Annotated in this window: 20 protein-coding genes; 7 read left to right on the top strand and 13 right to left on the bottom strand. The window is 68.6% G+C overall.

From position 1 onward, the window contains the following. Positions 1–2 precede the first annotated feature (2 nt). Together ACWDTI_RS23425 and ACWDTI_RS23420 are read right to left on the bottom strand one after the other, a co-directional pair. Positions 3–974: an isopenicillin N synthase family dioxygenase gene (locus tag ACWDTI_RS23425; protein ID WP_449740521.1), complete on the bottom strand. Its 972-nt coding sequence runs from the start codon at positions 972–974 to the stop codon at positions 3–5. Then, a complete protein-coding gene (locus ACWDTI_RS23420; RefSeq protein WP_449740520.1) occupies positions 971–1,462 on the bottom strand; it encodes a nucleoside deaminase in 492 nt (163 codons plus the stop codon). The genes ACWDTI_RS23425 and ACWDTI_RS23420 overlap by 4 nt, the downstream gene beginning before the upstream one ends. 90 nt (positions 1,463–1,552) lie before the next feature. On the opposite strand from ACWDTI_RS23420, the gene ACWDTI_RS23415 reads away from it, so the two are divergent. Beyond that, positions 1,553–3,112 carry a PucR family transcriptional regulator gene (locus ACWDTI_RS23415; RefSeq protein ID WP_449740519.1) on the top strand — a complete coding sequence of 520 codons (1,560 nt, stop codon included), beginning with the start codon at positions 1,553–1,555 and terminating at the stop codon, positions 3,110–3,112. Here ACWDTI_RS23415 and ACWDTI_RS23410 read toward each other — a convergent pair. The 3 genes from ACWDTI_RS23410 to ACWDTI_RS23400 form a co-directional block, all read right to left on the bottom strand. After that, entirely contained in the window at positions 3,092–4,504 is a 1,413-nt protein-coding gene (locus ACWDTI_RS23410; RefSeq protein WP_449740518.1) for a purine-cytosine permease family protein, read from the bottom strand. The genes ACWDTI_RS23415 and ACWDTI_RS23410 overlap by 21 nt on opposite strands. A gap of 92 nt (positions 4,505–4,596) precedes the next feature. After that, positions 4,597–5,397, bottom strand: coding sequence for an ABC transporter permease (locus tag ACWDTI_RS23405; RefSeq protein WP_449740517.1), 801 nt, complete (start codon positions 5,395–5,397; stop codon positions 4,597–4,599). After that, a complete protein-coding gene (locus tag ACWDTI_RS23400) occupies positions 5,394–6,317 on the bottom strand; it encodes an ABC transporter ATP-binding protein (RefSeq protein ID WP_449740516.1) in 924 nt (307 codons plus the stop codon). The genes ACWDTI_RS23405 and ACWDTI_RS23400 overlap by 4 nt, the downstream gene beginning before the upstream one ends. A gap of 125 nt (positions 6,318–6,442) precedes the next feature. Between ACWDTI_RS23400 and ACWDTI_RS23395 the strand changes: the two genes are divergently transcribed. From ACWDTI_RS23395 to ACWDTI_RS23385, 3 genes are all read left to right on the top strand, one after another. Next, positions 6,443–7,606 carry a histidine kinase gene (locus ACWDTI_RS23395; RefSeq protein ID WP_449740515.1) on the top strand — a complete coding sequence of 388 codons (1,164 nt, stop codon included), beginning with the start codon at positions 6,443–6,445 and terminating at the stop codon, positions 7,604–7,606. Beyond that, positions 7,603–8,253 (top strand): response regulator, encoded by a 651-nt coding sequence (locus ACWDTI_RS23390; RefSeq protein ID WP_449740514.1) that lies wholly within the window; start codon positions 7,603–7,605, stop codon positions 8,251–8,253. Before ACWDTI_RS23395 ends, ACWDTI_RS23390 begins: the two co-directional genes overlap by 4 nt. A 130-nt stretch (positions 8,254–8,383) precedes the next feature. Next, positions 8,384–8,791 carry a hypothetical protein gene (locus ACWDTI_RS23385; RefSeq protein WP_449740513.1) on the top strand — a complete coding sequence of 136 codons (408 nt, stop codon included), beginning with the start codon at positions 8,384–8,386 and terminating at the stop codon, positions 8,789–8,791. On the opposite strand, the gene ACWDTI_RS23380 is transcribed toward ACWDTI_RS23385, so the two are convergent. The 4 genes from ACWDTI_RS23380 to ACWDTI_RS23365 are packed head-to-tail and all read right to left on the bottom strand — an operon-like array spanning position 8,792 to position 13,402. Further along, positions 8,792–9,430, bottom strand: a complete 639-nt coding sequence (locus tag ACWDTI_RS23380) for a LutC/YkgG family protein (protein ID WP_449740512.1) — start codon at positions 9,428–9,430, stop codon at positions 8,792–8,794. Continuing rightward, complete coding sequence (locus tag ACWDTI_RS23375) at positions 9,430–10,950, bottom strand: LutB/LldF family L-lactate oxidation iron-sulfur protein (protein ID WP_449740511.1); 1,521 nt, start codon at positions 10,948–10,950, stop codon at positions 9,430–9,432. Before ACWDTI_RS23375 ends, ACWDTI_RS23380 begins: the two co-directional genes overlap by 1 nt. Further along, positions 10,947–11,687: a (Fe-S)-binding protein gene (locus ACWDTI_RS23370; RefSeq protein WP_449740538.1), complete on the bottom strand. Its 741-nt coding sequence runs from the start codon at positions 11,685–11,687 to the stop codon at positions 10,947–10,949. Before ACWDTI_RS23370 ends, ACWDTI_RS23375 begins: the two co-directional genes overlap by 4 nt. Further along, the gene (locus tag ACWDTI_RS23365; RefSeq protein WP_449740510.1) at positions 11,684–13,402 is read right to left on the bottom strand and encodes an L-lactate permease; all 1,719 of its coding nucleotides are present in this window, start codon (positions 13,400–13,402) and stop codon (positions 11,684–11,686) included. The genes ACWDTI_RS23370 and ACWDTI_RS23365 overlap by 4 nt, the downstream gene beginning before the upstream one ends. Before the next feature lie 147 nt (positions 13,403–13,549). Between ACWDTI_RS23365 and ACWDTI_RS23360 the strand changes: the two genes are divergently transcribed. Beyond that, positions 13,550–14,314 carry a FadR/GntR family transcriptional regulator gene (locus ACWDTI_RS23360; protein WP_449740509.1) on the top strand — a complete coding sequence of 255 codons (765 nt, stop codon included), beginning with the start codon at positions 13,550–13,552 and terminating at the stop codon, positions 14,312–14,314. Positions 14,315–14,323: 9 nt separating this feature from the next. Here the strand turns inward: ACWDTI_RS23360 and ACWDTI_RS23355 are convergent, their stop codons facing one another. After that, a complete protein-coding gene (locus tag ACWDTI_RS23355; RefSeq protein ID WP_449740508.1) occupies positions 14,324–14,821 on the bottom strand; it encodes an acyl-CoA thioesterase in 498 nt (165 codons plus the stop codon). Between the two features lie 135 nt (positions 14,822–14,956). Between ACWDTI_RS23355 and ACWDTI_RS23350 the strand changes: the two genes are divergently transcribed. Further along, complete coding sequence (locus tag ACWDTI_RS23350; protein ID WP_449740537.1) at positions 14,957–16,189, top strand: cation:proton antiporter; 1,233 nt, start codon at positions 14,957–14,959, stop codon at positions 16,187–16,189. A gap of 43 nt (positions 16,190–16,232) precedes the next feature. On the opposite strand, the gene ACWDTI_RS23345 is transcribed toward ACWDTI_RS23350, so the two are convergent. The 3 genes from ACWDTI_RS23345 to ACWDTI_RS23335 all read right to left on the bottom strand — a co-directional run bounded on the left by ACWDTI_RS23345 (position 16,233) and on the right by ACWDTI_RS23335 (position 19,335). Beyond that, complete coding sequence (locus tag ACWDTI_RS23345) at positions 16,233–16,553, bottom strand: transglycosylase family protein (RefSeq protein ID WP_449740507.1); 321 nt, start codon at positions 16,551–16,553, stop codon at positions 16,233–16,235. Positions 16,554–16,861: 308 nt separating this feature from the next. Beyond that, a complete protein-coding gene (locus ACWDTI_RS23340; protein ID WP_449740536.1) occupies positions 16,862–17,044 on the bottom strand; it encodes a YbdD/YjiX family protein in 183 nt (60 codons plus the stop codon). A gap of 8 nt (positions 17,045–17,052) precedes the next feature. Continuing rightward, positions 17,053–19,335: a carbon starvation CstA family protein gene (locus ACWDTI_RS23335; protein WP_449740506.1), complete on the bottom strand. Its 2,283-nt coding sequence runs from the start codon at positions 19,333–19,335 to the stop codon at positions 17,053–17,055. A gap of 131 nt (positions 19,336–19,466) precedes the next feature. On the opposite strand from ACWDTI_RS23335, the gene ACWDTI_RS23330 reads away from it, so the two are divergent. Next, complete coding sequence (locus ACWDTI_RS23330) at positions 19,467–21,734, top strand: glycoside hydrolase family 3 C-terminal domain-containing protein (RefSeq protein ID WP_449740505.1); 2,268 nt, start codon at positions 19,467–19,469, stop codon at positions 21,732–21,734. Positions 21,735–21,763: the final 29 nt, after the last annotated feature.

Genomic DNA, 21,763 nt, shown 5'->3' with positions numbered 1-21,763 from the left:
CGTCATCCGACGGTGATCGCGTCCAGACGTTCCTTGATGAACGTGCCGGACACCACCGGCGGCCGTCCCGCCTCGCGACCGATGGGTGGATCGAGCGGGGTGACCACCGCGTCGTGGTTCAGTTCGTAGAAGAAGATCAGCGACACCAGATCCTCCTCCGGCGCATCGGGTTGCGGCGGCAACACACGATGCCGACCGGCCGGCCAGCGCCCACCCGACCAATACTCGAGGAGATCCCCGATATTGACCGTGAGCGCCGTCGGATCGTAGGGCGCGTCCGCCCACCCGCCGTCGTCGCTGAACACCTGCAGTCCACCGGCGCCGGGCTCGCGGTCGAGTACCGTCACCGTGCCGAAATCGGTGTGCGGGCCGATCCGGTACTGGCCGTCCTCGGGCTCACCGACCGCGGTCAGCGGCGGATAGTGGTTGATGTTCGAGGTCCAGGTGGCGCGACCGGCAAGTCCCCGGAACGGATTGGCATCGCCGTCCAGGCCGAGCGAGGCGGCCATCAACGCGAGCAACTCGTCGGACAGACGTTTCACCTCCGCCGTCCATCGGGTGAACAGATCGCGGAGGCGCGGAGCCTCGGCCGGCCAGACATCGGGGGCGAACCAGTAGTCGTCGACGTCTGCCACCCCGACCGGTGTCTGAGCTCCCGAGTTGAAGGTCTCCTTGAGGTCCGGTGGCGTCTCGGTGCCCTCGGCGTACCCGTTGGCCTCCATGCCCGGGCCGATCCAGCCGCGACCGCCGACGCCGACCGCATATCGCTGCTTGGTCTCGGTGGGCATCGCGAAGAACTCGCGCGCGGTCGCCCGAAGTTGCCCCGGCAGGGCCGGATCGATGCCGTGTCCGGTGACCAGAAGGAAACCTGCCTTCTGCAGGGAGAGGTCCACTGCCGCGCACACCTCGTCGGCTGCCGCACCACCGGCGCGCCACCGCTCGAGGTCGACGGTCAGAATCGGGCTGGCACTCATCTCGCGGCCCCGTTCGCCGGTACACCGATGTCTTCGTTCCACAGCGACGGGCGTTCGGCGATGAAGTCGGTCATCATGGCGACGCAGCGCTGATCGTCGAGCACGGTGACGGTGACCCCGGCCTCGGTGAGCCAGTCCTCGCCGCCGCGGAACGTCCGGTTCTCGCCGATCACCACCGAACCGATCCCGAACTGACGGATCAGCCCGCTGCAATACCAGCACGGCGACAGCGTGGTGACCATGATGGTCGACGAGTAGTCGCGCTGCCGGCCGGCCGCGCGGAACGCATCGGTCTCGCCGTGCACCGACGGATCATTGTGTTGCACACGACGATTCCGGCCTTCGCCGAGCAACGTCCCGTCGGCGGTGAACAGCGCAGCACCGATCGGGATGCCGCCCTCGGCGAGCCCCAACCGGGCCTGCCGGTAGGCGGTCTCGAGGAGCAGGTCGGCGTCGGTGATGGGCGGCGGCCCGTGTCGCGTCGTCATGGTCATCGACCCTGCCGCCCGGCGGGCGCATCGACAACCGACATTTCGTCGCCTCGCGACGCCGGCGCGACGTGCATATCGTCAACGGTCATGATGCACTCGACGGCACCGGCCCCCTCTTTGCGTGACGTGATCGAACGTCACCTCGCGCCGGCCGACCCACGTGTCCTGACCGCCCACGATCGTCTGGCGACGCGCGTCAACTGGGTGCACTCGAGTGAGATCTTCGAGATCGGGCCGCTGCTCGCGGGCGGCGAACTGTTGCTCACCACCGGACTGGGCCTCGCCGGACTCGACGCGGGCACCCGCCGCCACTACGTCCGCGACCTCGCCGAACGCGGCGTCGCGGGTGTCGCGGTCGAGATCGGGCGCACCTTCGACGCGATACCCGACGAGATGATCCGCGAAGGGTCGGCGTGTCGGTTGCCCATCATCGAGTTGCGCCGGGTGGTGCCGTTCATCGAGGTCTGCCGCGACGCCAACACCGCGATCGTGTCGCGCGAGCTCGGTGATCTGCGGATACGGCGTGCTCTCGACGACGCGTTGCACGATGCGCTCGGTTCGGTGGGTGGGGTCGCACGGATGCTCGGGCATGTCTCGGACACCGTCCTTGCACCCGTCGTGCTCGTCGGGTCGGGCGGCGCGTTGATCGCCGCGCACGGAGCCGACGACGACCGGGCGGCGTGGACGATCGTCGACACCGCCGCCGCCGACGTACCGGTGGTCGTCCGGGGCCGGCATGTCGCGCGGGTCGTCGCCGGCTCCGGCGGGGCGATGACGCCCGAGGAAACGGCCGGGCTGCTGAGGATGGCCGCCGGACCCGTCGGTGCCGCACTCACCCGGGCGGACAACCGGGGATCGGCGAGTGGGGTCCGGCTCGTCGAGGACCTCGTCGCGGGCCGGCCGATTCGGCGGGCCGACCTCGTCGCCAGGTTCGGGGCGGCAGGCGTGCCGGTTGCGAGCGCCGCGCCGCTCGTCGCGGTCGTGGCCGCGTCTCCGGACACCCGGATGGCCACCGCCGCGCTGAACCGTGTCGCCACCACGCTCGGCGCGGGCGTCGTGCATGCCGTCATCGATGCGACGGTGTTCGGCGTGATCGTCGGTCCGCCCGGCACCGCCGCGGACCCGGTGGGTGCGGTGGCGGCCGCTTTCGGGTCGGCGGGTGATGTCACGGTGGTCGTCGGTGACGCATATCCCGCGGCCGGCACCGGGCCCGGCACGGTGCTGGCCCGCGACGTCGCAGACGCACTCGGCCGGGCCGGTGACGACCTCACCGTTGCCCTGGGACTGGTGCGCGACGGTGCGGCGGGCGGTCGTGTGTTCACCGGACGACAACTGCTCGCCGACTCCGCGGTGCGCGCGCTGCCCGCCGAGGTGCGCGACAACCTGGTCGCCGTGATCGCGCCGCTGATCGCCCACGACCGGGCGCAGTCGACGGACCTGGTGCACACCCTCGAGGTGCACCTGCGGCACGGCTGCAGCGCGACCCGGTCGGCTCAGGTGTTGCACCTCGGACGCCAGAGCCTCTACCAGCGTCTGGACCGGATTCGTGCGCTGCTCGGGTTCGACCCCGCGGCGCCCGACACCTACACGTCGATACTGATGGCGGTCAACGCTTTTCGTGCATCCTCAGCGGTCGGCGGCGACTGACTGCGCGACGGTCTTGCGCGCGAGCAGTAAGTAGGCGACGAACGCGATCGCGAATCCGACGAACGCGCCGATGTCACCGAGGTCCGGGACGGCCCGCACGACATAGCCGACGAACTTCTCCTGGTTGCAGAACAGCAGCACCGAGGCCACCAGGGCGATCACGAACGCCGCGAACCCGCCCCAGTTGGTGTACCGGCTGTCGTAGAGCATCGAGAGTGTCGGCGGTTCCTTGCGCAGCAGCCGATCGGCGAACACCACTCCGAGCCACGGCCCGATCCAGTACGCCACCAACAGCAGGAACGCCTCATACGATGCGGCCGCGTCGGCGAGCGCCCACCAGGCGACCAGGAACCCGGCGATCCCGAAGAACACGCTGACCAGGGCCCGCTGGATGCCGATCGGCAGCCGGAAACCCATCGTGACGAAAGCCATTGCGCCGGAATAGACGTTGATCGCATTCGCGGCCACCGCGCCGACCGCGATCGCCAGCAGGGTGAGGTCGGCGATGACCGACGGGAAGTTCGCGGTGTACGCGGCGGTCGGGTTGTCCGACGCGGGTGCGCCGATGGTCATCGACGCGGCGCCGACCACCATCAGGAAGGTGCACGACACGAACAGGCCGGACGACGCGAACAGCCCGGTCTGCAGTTTCGACGTCGTCGGCGGCAGGTAGCGGGTGTAGTCGGCGGCGTACGGCGTCCAGCCTGCCGTGTAGCCGAAGGACGCGCCGACCGTCAGCAGGAAGCCGGCCATCGAGAATCCGCCACCGGATGCCGGCGCCATCACGTCGGCCTTGCCGAAGATGATGATCGCGCCGATGAGGAAGATCACCGCGAGGATCGGTGCGGAGATGCGTTCGAAGGTCTGCACCAGGTTGTGCCCGAAGAACGCGAACGCGGTCTGCACCACGACGATGATGATCAACGCGACCAGCGGTCCCATCCCGAACAGCGTGGACAGCGCGAACGCGCCGCTGACGCTGTTGGTGGCGAACCAGCCGACGCCGCACATCACCGCCATGAACGTGGCCGGCAGTGCGTTGCCGCGATAGCCGAAGGCCAAGCGGCCCAACACCATCTGTGGCACACCGTGCAGCGGGCCCTCGGCCGAGAGCAGGAAGTGGGCGATGGCCGACAGTAGATTGCCGATGACGAACGCCGCGACCGCCTGCCAGAACGACAACCCGAACGCCGCGACGGCCAGCACCCCGACGAAGATCGTCGCGAACTCGAGGTTGGGGGCCGTCCACGTCCAGAACAGACCTCGCGGGGTGCCGTGGCGGGCCTCGAGCGGAATCGGTTCGTTCCCGCCGGGCTCGACCTTGAGGACCTTGTCCCCGTAGGACAGTGCAGCCGCGGTGGCGTCGTCGGTGGTGGGCGTGCCGAGAGTCATGGCGCCCACCCTGCGCTCTCGACACGGGGTGGGACAACTGACGAAGTGTCCGGTCGCCAGGGGTGGCAACCGGACACTTCGGGTGTTCGTGGTTATTTGATCTCGGTGCGTAACACCCGGATCAGGCCGAGTGTCAGGGGGATGCCGATCCAGATGACCGCCGACACGAGGAGCCGGGCCCACTCACCGCCGGTCGCCCAGTCGGTGGTCTCGAACGGTGCGTTGGTCGCACCGACCGACACCCATTCACCGATGCGGTCGCCGAAGGACGGGATCAGCTGGGTTGCCAGCGCCGTCAGGGTCGGTACCGCGAAGTACCCGACGATCGCCCCCGGCGTGTTGAGGATGAGTACGGCGAACGCGAACCCGAGGAAGAGTCCGAAGAGCTGGACGACGAGCAGGTTCACCAGGCCGGCGGTGGAGAAGTCCCACGCACCGGCCGGATCGGCATAGAGGAGACCGGCCAGCACGGTGCCGAGCGCGGCGATCGTCAGCACCACCACCACCGCCGCGATCGCGGTGATCACCACGGTCAGCGCCTTGGCGAGCAGGACACGCTCGCGTCGCGGTTCGAGGGTGAAGGTGGCCGCCGCGGTCCGTTGTCCCCACTCGGCGGTCACCAGCAGGACCGCCATGACCGGCAACAGCATTCCGGTGGGGGTGTTCATCATCCGCACGAAGCTCTCGAATCCGAGGGCCGAGAGGTCGTCGCGCCTGAGGAGGATCTGCGCCACCACCACGACGACACAGCCGATACCGACGACCATGGCCAGCCAGAAGCCGGCGCGGGTGTCGACGAGTTTGCGGAGTTCGACGGTCACCAGTCGCGACAGCGGAATCGTGGTCTGGCGGCGATGATTGACGGTGGTGGTCTGGTCGGCGAGGGTGGTCATGACAGGACTTTCTGTGCGCCAACGTGTTCGCGTTGGGTGGATTGGGTGAGCTGGAGGAACATCTCTTCGAGTTGTGAGCCGTCGTCGGGCCGCAGTTCGATCAGCGGGATGCCGAGGCGGAGGGCGAGTCGTCCGATCTCCTCGGGTGAGGCGTCGGTGAGTAGTCCGCCGTCGGGCACGGGTTCGGTCCGATGTGCCGCGGCGGCCAGCGCCTCGGCGAGCATCCGGTCGTCGAGCGACCGGGCACGGGTGCCGTGGCCGGCGAGCAGGGACTCCTTGGGTCCCTGGGCGACGATGCGGCCCTGACCGATGACGACCAGGTCGTCGGCGACGATCTCGATCTCGTGCAGCAGGTGCGACGAGAGCAACACTGTGCCACCACGATCGGCGAAGTCGCGCAACAGGGTTCGCATCCAGTGGATGCCGGCCGGGTCCAGACCGTTGGCCGGTTCGTCGAGGATCAGGACGGCGGGTTCACCGATCAGGGCGTTGGCGATGCCGAGGCGCTGCCGCATGCCCAGCGAGTAGTTGCCGATGCGGCGATCCGCTTCTTCGGGTGCGAGTCCGACGAGACCGAGGACCTCGTCGACACGGCGACGCGACACCCCCATCGTCATCGCGGACAGCCGCAGGACTTCCCGCCCGGTGCGCCCGGCGTGCTGTGCGGACGCGTCGAGCAGGACCCCGACCTCGACACCCGGATTCGGCAGGTCGCGGTAGGGGACACCGCGGACCGTCGTGGTGCCCGCCGTCGCCGGGGTCAACCCGACGATCACCCGCATGGCGGTGGACTTGCCGGCGCCGTTCGGCCCGAGGAAGCCGGTCACCCGGCCCGGCCGGCACGCGAACGACACGTCGTCGACGGCCAGGTGGGTGCCATATCGTTTGCTGAGGTTTTCTACCGTGATCATGTCTTTCATGGTCGTCGCGCCAGGTGGTCGGCCACATCGGACCGCAGGCCAGAGTTGGGATACGACCAAAGTCGTAGACGGTCGTCGCCGACCGGACGAGGCCGTCGGACCGCCCCCTCGAATACGGTGGACACATGCGTCCCGAGGACTATCAGCCGCCGCTCACGTGGCGTGGTCACGCGTGGCGGCTGGCGGTCATGCTGCTGATCTCGGGTGTGCTGTGGGGTGCCCGCGCACAGATCCAGTGGGAGCAGGCGCGGTGGCTGTTCGTGGCCGATCTGACGCTGGGCGCACTGAGTTTCGTCGCCGTGTGGTGGCGTCGATCCCACCCGGTCGCGGTTGCCACGTTCGTCAACGTGGCGAGCATCCTCTCGTCGAGTGCGATGGGACCGGTCACGTTGGCTATGGTGTCGCTGTCGACGCGCCGGCGCTGGCGCGAGATCGTTCCGCAGGCGGTGCTCGCGGTCGCCGCCGGGGTGATCTCCGAGGAGTTCGTGACGGTGCCCGAACCGGACGCGCCGCTGTTGTTCCGTTACGGCGTGCTGCTTGCGCTGATCGCGACGATGATCGGGTGGGGGCTCTACATCGGTTCGCGGCGGGAGCTTCTCGCGAGTCTGCGGGCCCGCGCGGCATTGGCCGAGGCCGAGCAGGACGCCGAGGTGCGCAGAGCCCGCTCGGTGGAACGGGCCCGGATCGCACGTGAGATGCATGATGTTCTCGCGCATAGGATTTCGACGGTAAGCATGTACGCGGGCGCGCTCGCGTATCGCGACGATCTGCCGCCCGAACAGATCCGCGAGACCGCCGCGACGATCCAGGAGACCTCGCGGCTTGCGCTGACCGAGTTGCGCGAGGTCCTCGGTGTGCTGCGGGAGGACCCCGGCGACGCGGAACCGGAGGTGCCGCAGGCCGGCGCGTCGGACCTCGACGGCCTGATCGACGAGAACCGGCGCAGCGGGATGCGCATCGACTACGCGTGCACCGCCGACCTGGGCGGTCTGGCCCCCGCCCGGGGACGCACCCTCTACCGGTGCGTCCAGGAGGCGCTCACCAACGCCCGCAAGCACGCACCGAACACCCCGGTGACGGTCCGTGTCACCGGCGGGCCCGACCACGGCATCGACCTGCGGGTGGAGAACCCGCTGCCCCTGAAGGCCGACATTGTCGACCCGCCGCGATCCGGGTTTGGCCTCGTGGGGCTCGCCGAACGCGTCCACCTCAGCGGCGGGCGACACACGGTGACACGCACCGACGACGACCATTTCGTGCTGCATGTCTGGTTACCGTGGCAGGTATGACCGCGCGCATCATGATCGTCGACGACGACCCGCTCGTGCGTTCCGGCCTGCGCCTGATGCTCGGCGGCGACCCGGACCTCGACATCGTCGCCGAGGCCGCCGACGGGCAGGCGGCCCTCGACGCCCACCGCAGCGACCCGGTCGACCTGTTCCTGATGGATCTGCGGATGCCCGTGATGGACGGCATCGCCGCGACCTCCGCGCTCAAGGCGCTGCCGTCCCCGCCCGCGGTGATCGTCCTGACCACCTTCGACGCCGACGACTACGTGGTGCGCGCCTTCGCCGTCGGCGCGGACGGATTCCTGCTCAAGGACACCCCGCCCGACGGCATCGTCGCCGCGATCAAGAACGTCATCGCCGGCCAGCCCGCCGTGAGCCCGTCGGTGACCGCAGCCCTCATCAAGCAGGTCGTGGACGGCGGGGGTGCCGGCCGGTCCACCGCGCAGACCGCCATCGAGCACCTCACCGAACGGGAACGCGACGTCGCGGTGTGTATCGCGCGAGGCGCGTCGAACGCCGAGATCGCCTCCGAGTTGTACATGAGCGTCGCCACGGTCAAGGCGCACATCTCGCACATCTTCACCAAACTCGGTGCGACGAACCGCGTTCAGGTGGCCATCACCATGCACGACGCCGGGCTCGCCTGACCCCCGGCGATCCCGGTGGTGGCGCAGGTGTCCGATTCTGTGGACACTGGAGGCCATGCGGCGCCGATGCTGCTGCGGCGTAGACGCTGCTGCGGCGTAGACGCGGCGACCCGGTTCACGAGGAGGACACATGGCCGACAACAACAATCCCTTCGGTATGGATCCCGAGGACTTCGACCGCTTCGCGCGCGAGGCCTCCGAGGGGCTGAAGGACATGGTCGGCAAGTTCTTCGCCGGGCAGCCCGGGCAGAACGCCTTCACGACGATGTTCGACACCGGCCGCCGTCCGCGACCGGAGCCGCCGACGACCGGCGAGACCGGGGCCGGCGTGTGGGCGGTCTTCGTCGTGGGCGAGCACGGCGGGGCGCGCGTCGAGCAGGTCTACGCCACCGAACTCGACGCGCTGCGCGCCAACAAGCACAACACCGATCCCAAGCGGAAGGTGCGTTTCCTGCCCTACGGCATCGCGGTCAGCGCCCTCGACGAGGAGGACGCGGGCACCGGGTCGCCGGAGGACACCGGGTCGTCGGAGGACTGACTACCCGGTCGCGATGATCACGTGCAGGGTCCGTGGACCGTGTACGCCCTCGACCCGGTCGAGTTCGATGTCGCTGGTGGCGCTCGGTCCGCTGATCCACGTCTGCGGGTGTGTGCTCGCACCCGATTCCACCAGCCGCGCAACGGCTTCCGGCACATCGCTGACCACCTGATCGGCGGCCACGATGCACACGTGCAGGTCGGGTACCAGGGACACCGCTCGACGGCCTTGTCCCGCACCGTGATCGAGCACGATGGTGCCGGTGTTGGCGATCCCCACCGCGGCGGTGGTGACCACCGCGCCGGCCGCGTCCAGGTCGGCGGCCGACAACCCGTCGTCGGTGAGCCAGTCGATCCCGTCGTCGCCGACGAGGGCCCGCACCGTGTCGTCGCCGATCACTGCGCCTCTCACGCCGTCGAGCGCGGCGCGGACCGAAGCGCCCACGCCGTCGGCCGGCACCTGCTCGACCACCGCGCGGTAGTCGGCCACCCGCTCGTCGAAGCGGTCGATCAGGCCGAGGTCGCCGGTGGACACCGGTTGCCCGTAGGTCCAGTCGACGGGCGTCTCGGTGACCGCCGGATCCTCGACGTCGGCGATCGCCGCACGCACCCGCGCAAGGATCTCCTCCCGCGCACCCATCACTGATCTCCCTTGTTCGGATTCTGTTGTCCGCGTTCGGATTCCCACCAGTCCCGGAAGGTCTGGGCGGGCGGGACCGGAGTGTCGCGCGCCGAACCCCAGCCCGCCAGCGGCCAGGGCAGGGCGCCGATGGTGGTGCGTTTGCCGAAGAACCGGTGACTGAACTTCGCGGCCTTCTGTGCCTTCTCGAACCGCCGGTGATCGTCGAACATCCAGGCGCCGGCCTTCATCGCGGCCGCCTCCGCGGTCGGCACCCCGCCGCGGTGCTCGTCGACGACCCGAGTCCGCAAGTGCACCAGGATGTCCGGGATCGGGATGCGGACGGGGCAGACGTCGAAGCAGGCGCCGCACAGGCTCGACGCGTAGGGCAGCGACTGGTCGACCTTGGATCCCGTGCCCCGCAGCTGCGGGGTGAGGATCGCGCCGATCGGTCCCGGATACACCGAGCCGTAGGCGTGCCCGCCGGCGCGCTCGTACACCGGGCACACGTTGAGGCACGCCGAGCAGCGGATGCAGCGCAGGGCGGCGCGGCCGACCTGATCCTTCAGTACGGTGCTGCGGTTGTTGTCCAGCAACACGATGTGCACCTTCTGTGGTCCGTCACCGGCTGCGGCTCCGGTCCAGATCGAGGTGTACGGGTTCTCCCGCTCGCCGGTACTCGAGCGCGGCAGCACCTGCAGGAACACCTCGAGGTCCGACCAGGTGGGCAGCACCTTCTCGATACCGACCACCGAGATGAGGGTTTCCGGCAGCGTCAGGCACATGCGGCCGTTGCCCTCGGACTCCACCACCACCAGGCTGCCGGTGTCGGCGACCGCGAAGTTCGCGCCGCTGATGCCGACCTTGGCGCGTAAGAACTTCTCGCGCAGGTGAAGCCGGGCCGCCTCGGCCAGCCTCTTCGGTTCGTCGGTGAGATCTGGCGGTGCGGGGCGGCCGACCTCCTTCATGCGCCGCAGGAAGATCTCGCGCACCTCGCTGCGGTTGCGGTGGATGGCGGGGACCAGGATGTGGCTGGGCCAGTCGTCGCCGAGCTGCACGATGAGTTCGGCCAGATCGGTTTCCCAGGCATCGATTCCGGCGTCGGCCAGGGCCTCGTTGAGCTCGATCTCCTGGGTGGCCATCGACTTGACCTTGACCACCTCGTCGGCGCCCTCGGCACGCACCAGGTCGATGACGATCCGGTTGGCCTCGGCGGCGTCGCGTGCCCAGTGCACCGTCGCCCCGGCCGCGGTCGCGTTGGCCTCGAACTCCTCCAGGTACGTGTCGAGGTGACGCAGCGTGCGGTTCTTGATGGCCTCGGCGGCCAGCCGTAGCTCCTCCCAGTTGTCGAGCTCCTCGACCACCGACGCCCGCTTGGTGCGGATGATTCCGGTGGCGTGCGCGAGATTTCGGCGCTGGGTGGGGTTCGCCAGTTCCTCGCGGGCGGCGGCCGGGAATTTCGGCATGCCGACGAACGTGGCGGTCACCCCGACGTGCGGGTGGCCGGTCGGGTGGGTGCCCGGTTGTGCGGTCGCGGTCATGCGAGCTCCTTGTCGGTCGAGGCGAGGATCTCCGCGAGATGCATGGTGCGTATTCCGGCACGCTCGCGCGTCAGCAGTCCGCCGATGTGTGCGAGGCACGAATTATCGCTGGCCACAAGCACTTCGGATCGGGTCTCCTTCACGTTGGCCACCTTGTCGCCGCCCATCGCGACCGACACGTCGGCGTTCTTCACGGCGAACGTGCCGCCGAAACCGCAGCACTGGTCGGCCGCGGGCAACTCCACCAGATCGATGCCGCGGACGTTGCGCAGCAGCTGCAGCGGTTTGTCGCCGACCCGCAGCATCCGCAGCGAGTGGCATGTCGGGTGATAGGTGACGCGGTGCGGGAAGTAGGCGCCGACGTCGGTCACCCCGAGCTTGTCGACGAGGAACTCGGACAGTTCGTAGACCCGCGGCGTCATCTCGTCGACCGCGCGACGCAGTCCGGGGTCGCCGGCCCGGTCGGCGATGCCGGGATGCTGGTGCCGGATCGACCCGACGCAGGAGCCGCTCGGGGCGACCACGGCGTCGTAGCCGTCGAACACGTCGACGAACTTGCGGACCCCGGGTATCGCCTCGTCGGCGTAGCCGGTGTTGGTGAACATCTGCCCGCAGCAGGTCTGTTCGACGGGGAACTCGACGTCGACGCCGAGCCGCTCGAGGAGCAGCACCGTGGCCTTCGGGGTGTTGGGCCACATGGTGTCGTTGAAGCATGTGGCGAACAGCGCGACCCTCATGACGGAATCATCCACGAGAGCACCGTCGATTGCAGGCCTACGAGCAGACAGAGCACGATGAGCAGTCCGATGCTCCACAGGATCACCTTGCGGAAGATCTCCGACTCACGGCCGAGCAGCCCGACCGAGGTCGCCGCGATGGTGAGGTTCTGCGGGCTGATCATCTTGCCGACGACGCCACCGCTGGTGTTGGCCGCGACCAACAGCGTCGGGTCGATGCCGGCCTTCTCACCGGCGGCCTGCTGCAGGGTCGCGAACAGGGCGTTGGCGCTGGTGTCCGAGCCGGTCACCGCGGTGCCGAGCCAGCCCAGGACGGGGGAGAAGAACGCGAAAGCCGCTCCGGCACCGGCGATCCAGGTGCCGATCGTGATGGTCTGCCCGGACTGGTTCATGACGTAGGCCAACGCGAGGACCGATGCGACGGTCAGGATGGACCAGCGCATCTTGTAGACGTTGCGGCCCCAGATCGCGGCGGCCTCACCCAGCGACATGCGGTAGACCAGTGCCACGATGACGCCGCAGATCAGCAGCAGCGTGCCGGGCGACGACAACCACCCGAAGGTGTACTGCGTCGACGACGACACCTTGCCCGCGGCGTTGGCGATGTTGCCGTCGAGTCCGGGCCAGCCGAAGGTCGTATCGGTGTCGGTGAGGAAATTCTTGAGCGGTGTCAGCAGTTTCGCGAGGGCGAACACCACCACGACCAACAGGTAGGGGAACAGCGCCATCAGCGTGCGCTGCGCACCCAGGGGCGTGGTGTCGGGCTCGGCGCGCTGCGCCACGGCGGTGCCGCCCGACGCCGGTCGCGACGCGGAGCCACCGCTGCCGCCGAGGTCGTCGCCGATCGCGTCGACCTCGGCAGACCGCTCGGTCAGTAGTCGTTCGCGGGCGGCGTCACCGCCCGAGGGCTGCCAGAACCGCAGCATGATCACGGCGGCGGCGAGCGCGACGAGCGAGGCGATGATGTCGGTCAGCTCGACGGACAGGAAGTTGGCGGAAAACCACTGGGCGACGCCGAAGACGACGCCGACGACGACGGCGATCGGCCAGACGTCGCGCAGACCGCGACGCCCGTCGGCCAGCAGCACCAGAAAGCACGGCACGAACGCGGCGAGGAACGGTGTCTGGTGACCGATCACCGCACCGATGTCGTGGTAGTCGATGCCGGTCAGCTTGCCGGCGGTGATGATCGGGGTGGCGATCGCGCCGAAGGCGACCGGCGCGGTGTTGGCCAGCAGCACCACCGCGGCCGCGCGCATCGCGGTGAACCCGACGGCCATCAGCATCACGCCGGTGATGGCCACCGGCGCGCCGAAGCCGGCGAGTGCCTCGAGGAGACCGCCGAAACAGAACGCGATGATGATCGCCTGAATCCGCGGGTCGTCGGAGACGTTGTTGATGACCCGTCGCAGATCCTCGAAACGTCCACTGGCAACGGTCAATTCGTAGAGCCAGATCGCGTTGACGACGATCCACATGATGGGGAAGATGCCGAAGACGAAGCCCTCGGTCCCGGACAGGACGGCGAGGTGGACGGGCATCTGGTAGACGGCGATCGCCATCGCCAGCGCCACGAGCAGGCCGGACAGTCCGGCCCAGTGGGCCTTCCAGCGCAGGATGCCGAGGGTCACGAACACGGTCAGCAGAGGCAGCACTGCGACGACCGACGACCAGAAGAGGCTGTTACCGACCGGATCGAGATCGGGTACGTACATGAATCACCACCGGGGGGTTGGGCGGGCCCGGCCGGGCTGATGACCGGGCGTGTGTGGTCAGACCTCGTGTGGTCTGACCACACGGTGTACCGTAGGGTGACTGGCGTCACGTGTCAATACGTGAGCACCTTTGAAAGGCTGTCGACCATGACCGTTGAGCACTCCGCCCAGGCGCCGTCCGTCGACGGCGGGTGGCAGCCGGTGGCCCGCGCCCGCACCTACGAGCTCGTCATCGACGCCATCGAGGACCAGATCCTCGCCGGCACGCTCCGGGTGGGTGACGCCCTCCCGCCCGAGCGGGAACTGGCGGCGAAGCTGCAGGTCAGCCGGCCCGCGGTGCGCGAGGCGCTGCGGGTGCTCGAGGCGCAGGGGGTGCTGCGGTCGGCGACCGGCAGCGGGGCCGGTGCCGGGACGTTCGTCGCCGCGATGCCCGGCGAGGCGCTGAGCCGATTCCTCCGCCTGCACATCGCGCTCGCGAACTTCGAGTTCGCGGAGATCGTCGAGGCGAGGGTGACCCTGGAGTGCTCGAGCGTCGCGCTCGCCGCGCAGGCCGCCGATCCCGAACGGTTGGACCGCGTCCGGGACGCCCTGCAGCGGATGGCGGATAACGACACCGACCGCGCCCAGTTCAACGACGACGACACCGCGTTCCACGCCGCGATCGCCGAGGCGGGAGGCAATCGCCTGGTGACCGCGCTGACCGTCGCGATCCGGAATGCGTTGCGCGCGAGCATCCTTGACGCATTCCGTGAGATCGAGGACTGGCCGCGGCTACGCGACGAGCTGATGGTCGAGCATCGCGCCATCCTGGCGGCGATCGAGGACGGCGACGCCGACACCGCCGCGCGCCTGGCCGAACAGCACATCCGGGACAGCTACGAGCGACTCCCGTTACTGCACGGCACCGACTGACGCGCGGCGCTACTGCGCCTCGCGCAAGGCCGCCCGGCGGGCCTGGGCCTCTCGTTGCCGACGCAGCTGGGTGCTGGTGCGGGGCACCAGTTGCGGGACCGGGTGGGGCCGACCGTCGTCTCCGGTCGCGACCATCGTGAAGTAGCAGCTGTTGGTGTGGCGTCGCTCGCCGGTGTGCACGTCCTCGGTGTCGACGCGGATGCCGACCTCCATCGAGGTGCGCCCAGTGTAGTTGACCGAGGCGGTCAGGGTGAGGATCTCGCCGACGCGGATCGGCTCGCGGAAGATCACCCGGTCCACCGAGAGCGTCACCGCATACTGGCGCGAATAGCGGCTGGCGCAGGCATAGGCGACCTGGTCGAGCAGCTTGAGCAGGGTGCCACCATGGACGTTGCCGGAGAAGTTCGCCATATCGGGGGTCATCAGCAGGGACATCGAGAGGCTGATGCGGTCGTCGAGGTCGTCGGCCTCGGGGACGAGGGCGGTCTCGCCGTCGGCGGTGGTCATCTGGTGCTCCCAACGGTGTCGAATTGCCGTGTTTCTCACCTTTGCACCTACTCGTCGGTCAGGTCGGGTCGTGCGCAGGATTTCACACTCGAACCCGGTGCGGGACGGCCGAGTCGCTGTGTCAGGATGACCGTCATGGTGCTGCTCGCCGAGTCCTCCACGGCTGCGGAGACGACGGCGATCGTGTCGTTGTTCTGGATCGTCGTGGCGGTGGCGCTCGCTCCGATCGTCGCGCGGGTGTTGCGTGGCTTCGTGCCCGACGTCGTCGTACTGCTCGTGTTGGGCATGGTGTTGGGTCCCTTCGCGCTGGGCTGGGCCAATCCCGCCTCCGTCGACATCCTCAGCCAACTCGGTCTGGGCATGCTCTTCCTGCTCGCCGGATACGAACTCGATCCCGATCTGGTCCGTGGCCGGTCGGGGCGCGTCGCGCGGCTGACGTGGTTTGCGAGCCTGGCGTTCGCCCTGCTGGTCATCACGCTGGCGGCGCGGTCGGACGACTTCACGTCGCGGGTCGCGGTGGCGATCGCGGTCACGTCCACCGCGCTGGGCACGCTGCTCCCGATCCTGCGACAGCTCGGCGTGCTCGGTCAGCCGCTCGGGCGCGCGGTCATGGCACACGGCGCCGTCGGCGAGGTCGGGCCGATTCTCGCGATGTCGCTGCTGCTCACCAGTCGCAGCATTGAGGCCGCGGCCGTGGTGGTGCTTCTCTTCGTGCTGGCCGCAGTGGTCATCTGGGCCGTGCCGCAACGCATGCTGGACCGTATCCCGGGGATGGGGCAGGCCATCGGGCAGATGGCCGGCGGCACCACGCAGATGCCGGTGCGGGTGGTCATGCTGCTGTTGCTGGCACTGATGACCGTCGCCACCGAGTTCGATCTCGATGTGGTGCTCGGCGCGTTCGCGGCGGGATTGATCCTGCGTCGGCTCATCGGACCGGAACATCCGCAGATCGGCCGGTCACTCGACGTGATCGGCTACGGCGTGTTCATCCCGATCTTCTTCGTGACCTCGGGCATGGGGATCAACGTCGACGCGGTGCTGAGCCGTCCGCTGATGTGGTTGTTGTTCGTCGTCGCGATCGTGCTCGCGCGGGGTGTTCCGGTGTGGGTCAGCGAGCGGTTGGTGTCGCACGAGCTGAACCTGTCGTCGGAGCCGGAACGGATTCAGCTGGCGCTGTACGCCGCGACCGGCCTGCCGATCATCGTCGCGGTGACGCAGTTCGCCACCGATGCCGACCTGATGTCCGACGGTCTGGCGTCGACGCTGGTGGCCGCCGGCGCGACGACGGTTCTGGTGTTCCCGATGATCGCGCGCTGGATCGGGTCCCGCACGGCCCCGCAGACGACGAACGCCGGGCCGACGCAGTAGTGCGTCGGCCCGGCGTTGCAGGCTGTGTCAGCCGGCGTCGAATCTAGAGATTCGCGCCGCAGGTCGGCCACGCGCCGGGGCCCTGGGTGGCCAGGACGTTCTCCGCGACGCGGATCTGCTCTTCGCGCGAGGCGTTGGCCGCGCTGCCGCTGCCGCCGTTGGCCTCCCAGGTGCTCTGGGAGAACTGCAGGCCGCCGTAGTAGCCGTTGCCGGTGTTGGTCGACCAGTTGCCACCGCTTTCGCATGCGGCGACGGCGTCCCAGTTGTGCGCCGAGGCGGTGCCGGCGAACGCAGCGAGGGGTGCAACGGTCAGTGCGCCGACGATTCCGGCGCGCATGGCGAGCTTCTTCATGCTCATGGTCATCGTCTCTCCTATCGCCGCCCCGTAGCGGGCTGGGCAGCTGAACTTCGAACGAGACAGACCGTACAAGCTGATAACGGATTGGTCACGCTATGGATGCGGTGGGCGACGTTTGGATAACGCCGTGATAACGGTGGCAGAATGCTGAGAATTCCCTGCGCATCCCGGCGTGTCGCACCTCGGGCGAGCCTTTAGTGTGCATCACGAAAATGTGACGCAGAACACAGTAATATTGTGGTCCCCGTCACCGATTTGGACGTGCGATCGGCGCACGGAAGCGCTAGTGGACGTGCCGACGGGTGGACGGCAGATCAGCAGCAGCGGGCTCCGGGGTTGTGATCCTGTGCGGCATAACGGGATCGCCAGTAGTCCCGTTCGGACATCAATGATTCACCGGGATGCCGGGCGGCCTGATGAGCGCGGTAGCGGTCATAGTCGCGGTCACCCATCAGTGATCCCACGTACCAGCCGAGTGCGGCGCACCCGCGCCGCACCGTGCGGATCAATGTGCGCCCCGTGCGGCAACCGCTGCGTCCTCGGGATGCGCGGCGTAGTACTCGTCCCACTCCTTCTGCACCCGTTTCTCCGCCGGGGTGGTGATGAGGCCGTCCGGCCCGAAGATATGCGAGTCGATCGGCTCTTCCTCGGTCGTGGGCAGGCCACCACGCTGCAGCGCGCGGATGCAGATGGCGGCGCCGACGACGAACACGATCAGCACGAGCACCGCGAACACGATCGAGAGCGTGCCCTGGATGAACGTGTTGCGGATGACCGCGTCGATCTCCGAGGGTGACTTGGCCGTCTTGAATGTGGTCAGGCCCTGGTCCTTGGCGTTCACGAACGCCCGATGCTGCGCCCAGTAGCCGATCGCCGGGTTGCTGGAGAAGATCTTCTGCCACGACGCCGTCATGGTCACGATGAGATCCCAGATCAGGGGCAGGCCCGACACCCAGGCCCACTTGAACTGTCCGCGTTTGAACAGGATGACCGTGACCACGGTCAGCGCGACGGCGGCCAGCAACTGGTTGGCGATGCCGAACAGCGGGAACAGGGTGTTGATGCCGCCGAGGGGATCGGTGACACCCATCAGCAGGATCGATCCCCAGCCGGCGCACACGAGAAGCGTGCAGATCCAGGCGCCGGGACGCCACGACGGGTCCTTGAACCGGTGTGCGCCGGGGAGGTTGCCGATGCCGTCGGAGAGCATGAAGCGGGCGACGCGGGTGCCGGCGTCGACGGTGGTCAGGATGAACAGCGCCTCGAACATGATCGCGAAGTGATACCAGAAGGATCGCAACGACTCTCCGCCGATGGCGCGCTGCAGGGTGTCGGCCATGCCCATGGCGAGGGTGGGCGCGCCGCCGGTGCGGGAGACGATCGATTCCTCCCCGACCGCCCGGGCGGCCTCGGCGAACTTCTCGGCGGTGGCCGGGTCGCCGTGCAGGCCCAGGCCGTTCACGTATTCGGCCGCACCCTCGGCGGTGCCCTTGGTCACCGCGGCGGGCGCGTTCATGCCGAAGTAGAGGTGCTGATCGAGGATGCACGCCGTCACCAGGGCCATGATCGCCACGAACGACTCGGTGAGCATGCCGCCGTAACCGATGATCCGCGCCTGCCCTTCTTTCGCCAGCATCTTGGGCGTGGTGCCCGACGCGATGAGGGAGTGGAAGCCCGACAGCGCGCCACAGGCGATGGTGATGAACAGGAACGGGAACAACGCGCCGGCAAACGCCGGCCCCTTGCCGTTCCAGGCGAAGTCGCTGACGGCGGGTGCCTGCATCACCGGGCGGACCAGCAGGATGCCGAGCGCGAGCAGGGCGATGGTGCCGACCTTCATGAAGGTGGACAGGTAGTCACGCGGGGCGAGCAGCAACCACACCGGCAGCACCGCGGCGGCGATGCCGTAGATGATCAGCGCCCAGCTCAGGAACACCGGGGAGAGGCTGAACCAGTCCTGGCCCCAGGCGGATTCGCCGACGTAGCGACCGGCGACGATGGCCGCCAGCAGCAGCACGACGCCGATCAGGGACACCTCGCTGACCCGTCCGGGTCGCAGGTACCGCAGGTACACGCCCATGAACAGCGCGATCGGGATTGTCATCGCGATCGAGAAGACGCCCCACGGGCTGTGTGCGAGCGCGTTGACGACGACCAGCGCGAGCACCGCGATCAAGATGATCATGATGACGAACACGGCGACGATGGCCGCGGTGCCGCCGAACGCGCCGAGTTCGTCGCGGGCCATCTGGCCGAGGCTCCGGCCGCGCCGGCGCGTCGAGATCGCCAGCACCAGGTAGTCCTGGACACACCCGGCGAACACGGCGCCGATGATGATCCAGATGGTGCCCGGCAGGTAGCCCATCTGGGCGGCGAGCACCGGGCCCACCAGCGGTCCGGCGCCGGCGATCGCGGCGAAGTGATGCCCGAAGAGCACCCGCCGGTCGGTCGGCATGTAGTCGCGGGCGTTGTCGAGGATCTCGGCCGGCGTCGCGTGATCGTCACGGGGTTTGACCACGTTCATCTCGATGAGCCGCGCGTAGAACCGGTACGCGACCACGTAGGTGCACACCGCGGCGAGGACGAACCAGACCGCGTTGACGTTCTCCCCGCGGACGAACGCGACGATCGCCCATGCGATCGCACCGATGACACCGATCACCGCGAAGAGGATCTTCTTGCCGGTCGTCATGGGTGACCGGTCGATGATCGCCACGGGCGGACGATCGGGATCGGTCCGGATGTACTCGATGTTCGGGTCCTCGGAGCGTTCGTCGGTCGCCGTCATCGTCGTGCCTTTCCTCGGGGAGAGTGTGGCCGGCGTCACTATACCGCCTTCGATTCCTCCGGCCCGATGGCACCATCCCCGTTCCCGCCGAGTTCGCATACACCGGAACGGTTTTGCGGCAGGCTTGTGACATGACCGAGATCAGCAGACCCGATGCTCACCGTGTCCGCGCAGCCGAGATCGTCGGTCGGCTCTCCGTCGCCGACAAGGCGGCACTGACCACCGGCGCCTCGTTCTGGTACACCGCGGCCGTCGAGAACGAAGGGGTCGAACCGCTGATGCTGACCGACGGCCCGCACGGCGTCCGCAAACAGACCGGGAGCGCTGATGCGGTGGGACTCAACGATTCGGTCCCCGCGGTGTGTTTCCCGCCGGCCGTGGCGATGGCGTCGTCGTTCGACTCCGATCTCGTCGAACGGGTCGGTGACGCCTTGGGTGCCGAATGTCTCGCGGAAGCGGTGGGGGTCATCCTCGGGCCGGGGATCAACATCAAGCGGTCGTTGCTCGGTGGCCGCAACTTCGAGTATCTGTCCGAGGACCCGTATCTGACCGCACGGATCGCCGCGTCGATCGTCCGGGGTGTGCAACGCCACGGGATCGGTACCGCGGTCAAGCATTTCGCGGTGAACAACCAGGAGCACGAACGACTGCGCATCAGTGCAGACGTCGACGAGCGCGCATTGCACGAGATCTATCTGCGGGCCTTCGAATATCTCGTGCGCACCGAGCAGCCGTGGACCGTGATGGCCGCCTACAACAAGATCAACGGCGTCTACGCCACCGAGAACCGTTGGCTGCTCACCGAAACACTGCGTGGTCGTTGGGGTTTCGACGGACTCGTGATGTCCGACTGGATGGCCGTGGACAATCGGGTCGCCGCGCTGGCGGCCGGGGTCGACCTGGAGATGCCGTCGAGCGGTGATGTCGGGCCGGGAGCGGTGCGCGCGGCGATCGCCGAGGGCCGGCTCGATACCGACGTGCTCGACGCCGCGGCGCAGCGCGTCGTCGAGCTCGCCCTGGCGGCGGCGGGAAATCGTCGGGAGGGTGCGGATTACGACCGGGAGGCGCATCATCGGCTGGCGCGCGAGGTTGCCCGGCGCTGCGCGGTACTGCTCAAGAACGAGGACGTCGACGGCGGCGGACCCGTCCTGCCGCTCGGCGAGTCGGCCACGGTCGCGGTGATCGGCGAGTTCGCCCGCACACCGCGCTACCAGGGCGGCGGCAGTTCTCGTATCAATCCGTTCCGGCTCGATTGCGCACTCGACGAGATGCGGTCGCTCGCCGGCGCGGGGGAGATCACGTTCGCTCCCGGATTCGTCGTCGGCGCAGCGCAATCCGATCCCGATCTGGTCGCCGAGGCGGTGCGCACGGCGACCGCCGCCGACGTCGCGGTGGTCTTTCTCGGCCTCGGCGACGACGACGAATCCGAGGGGTTCGATCGTGCCGACTGGCGGCTGCCCGCACCGCAGCTCGCGCTGCTGGCTGAGGTCGTGGCAGCGAACCCGCGGACGGTGGTGGTGCTGTCCAACGGCGGGGTCGTCGACCTCACCGAGGTGGAGGTCGCGCCGGCCATCCTCGAGGGCTGGCTGCTGGGGCAGGCCGGTGGCGTCGCGATCGCCGACATCCTCTACGGCCACAGCGACCCGTCGGGGCGCCTGGCCGAGACGATTCCGCTGCGACTGTCCGACAGCCCGGCCTTCCTCGACTTCCCCGGCGAGAAACTCCACGTCCGCTACGGCGAAGGGGTGTTTGTCGGCCACCGGTGGTACGACGCCCGCCAGATGCCGGTGCGCTATCCGTTCGGCCACGGATTGTCCTACACCACAGTCGAGTTCACCGACCTCACCGTCGCCGATACCGACGACGGGATCGTGGTGGAGGTGACCGCGGCCAACACCGGCGGCAGGGCGGGCCGCGCGATCGCCCAGTGTTACGTCGGACTCGACACGTCGGTGGTGGCCCGGGCGCCGCGCGAACTCAAGGGGATCGGTGTCGCCGACCTGGAACCCGGTGCGCGGCAACGCCTCCGCATCGAGATCGCGCGCGGCGACCTGGCCTACTGGGATCGGTCGACCGACGACTGGGCGGTGGAGGCCGGTGAGTATCGCATCGAGATCGGCGCCTCGAGCCGGGACATCCGCATCGGTACGACCGTGCAGACCCCCGGCGACGCCGCTGCGGGCCCGCTCGGTCGGTCGTCGACCCTCGGTGAGATCCTCGACGACCCGACCGTCGGTCCGGTGCTGCGCAAACGCGTCGCCGCGACGCTGGGTATGGACGATCTCGATCCCACGATGCTGATGTTGGTGTCGTCGTTCCCGATCGGACGGATCGCACCGATGCTCGGCCTCGATGCCGTCGCCCTCGACGAGTTGCTCGCCTCGGCGCAACCCCGCTGATTGAGCGAGCCGCCTTATCGCTGGTCGGG

It is taken from the genome of Gordonia sp. NPDC003424, from assembly GCF_053588655.1.
This window is presented reverse-complemented; position numbering and strand designations above follow the sequence as displayed.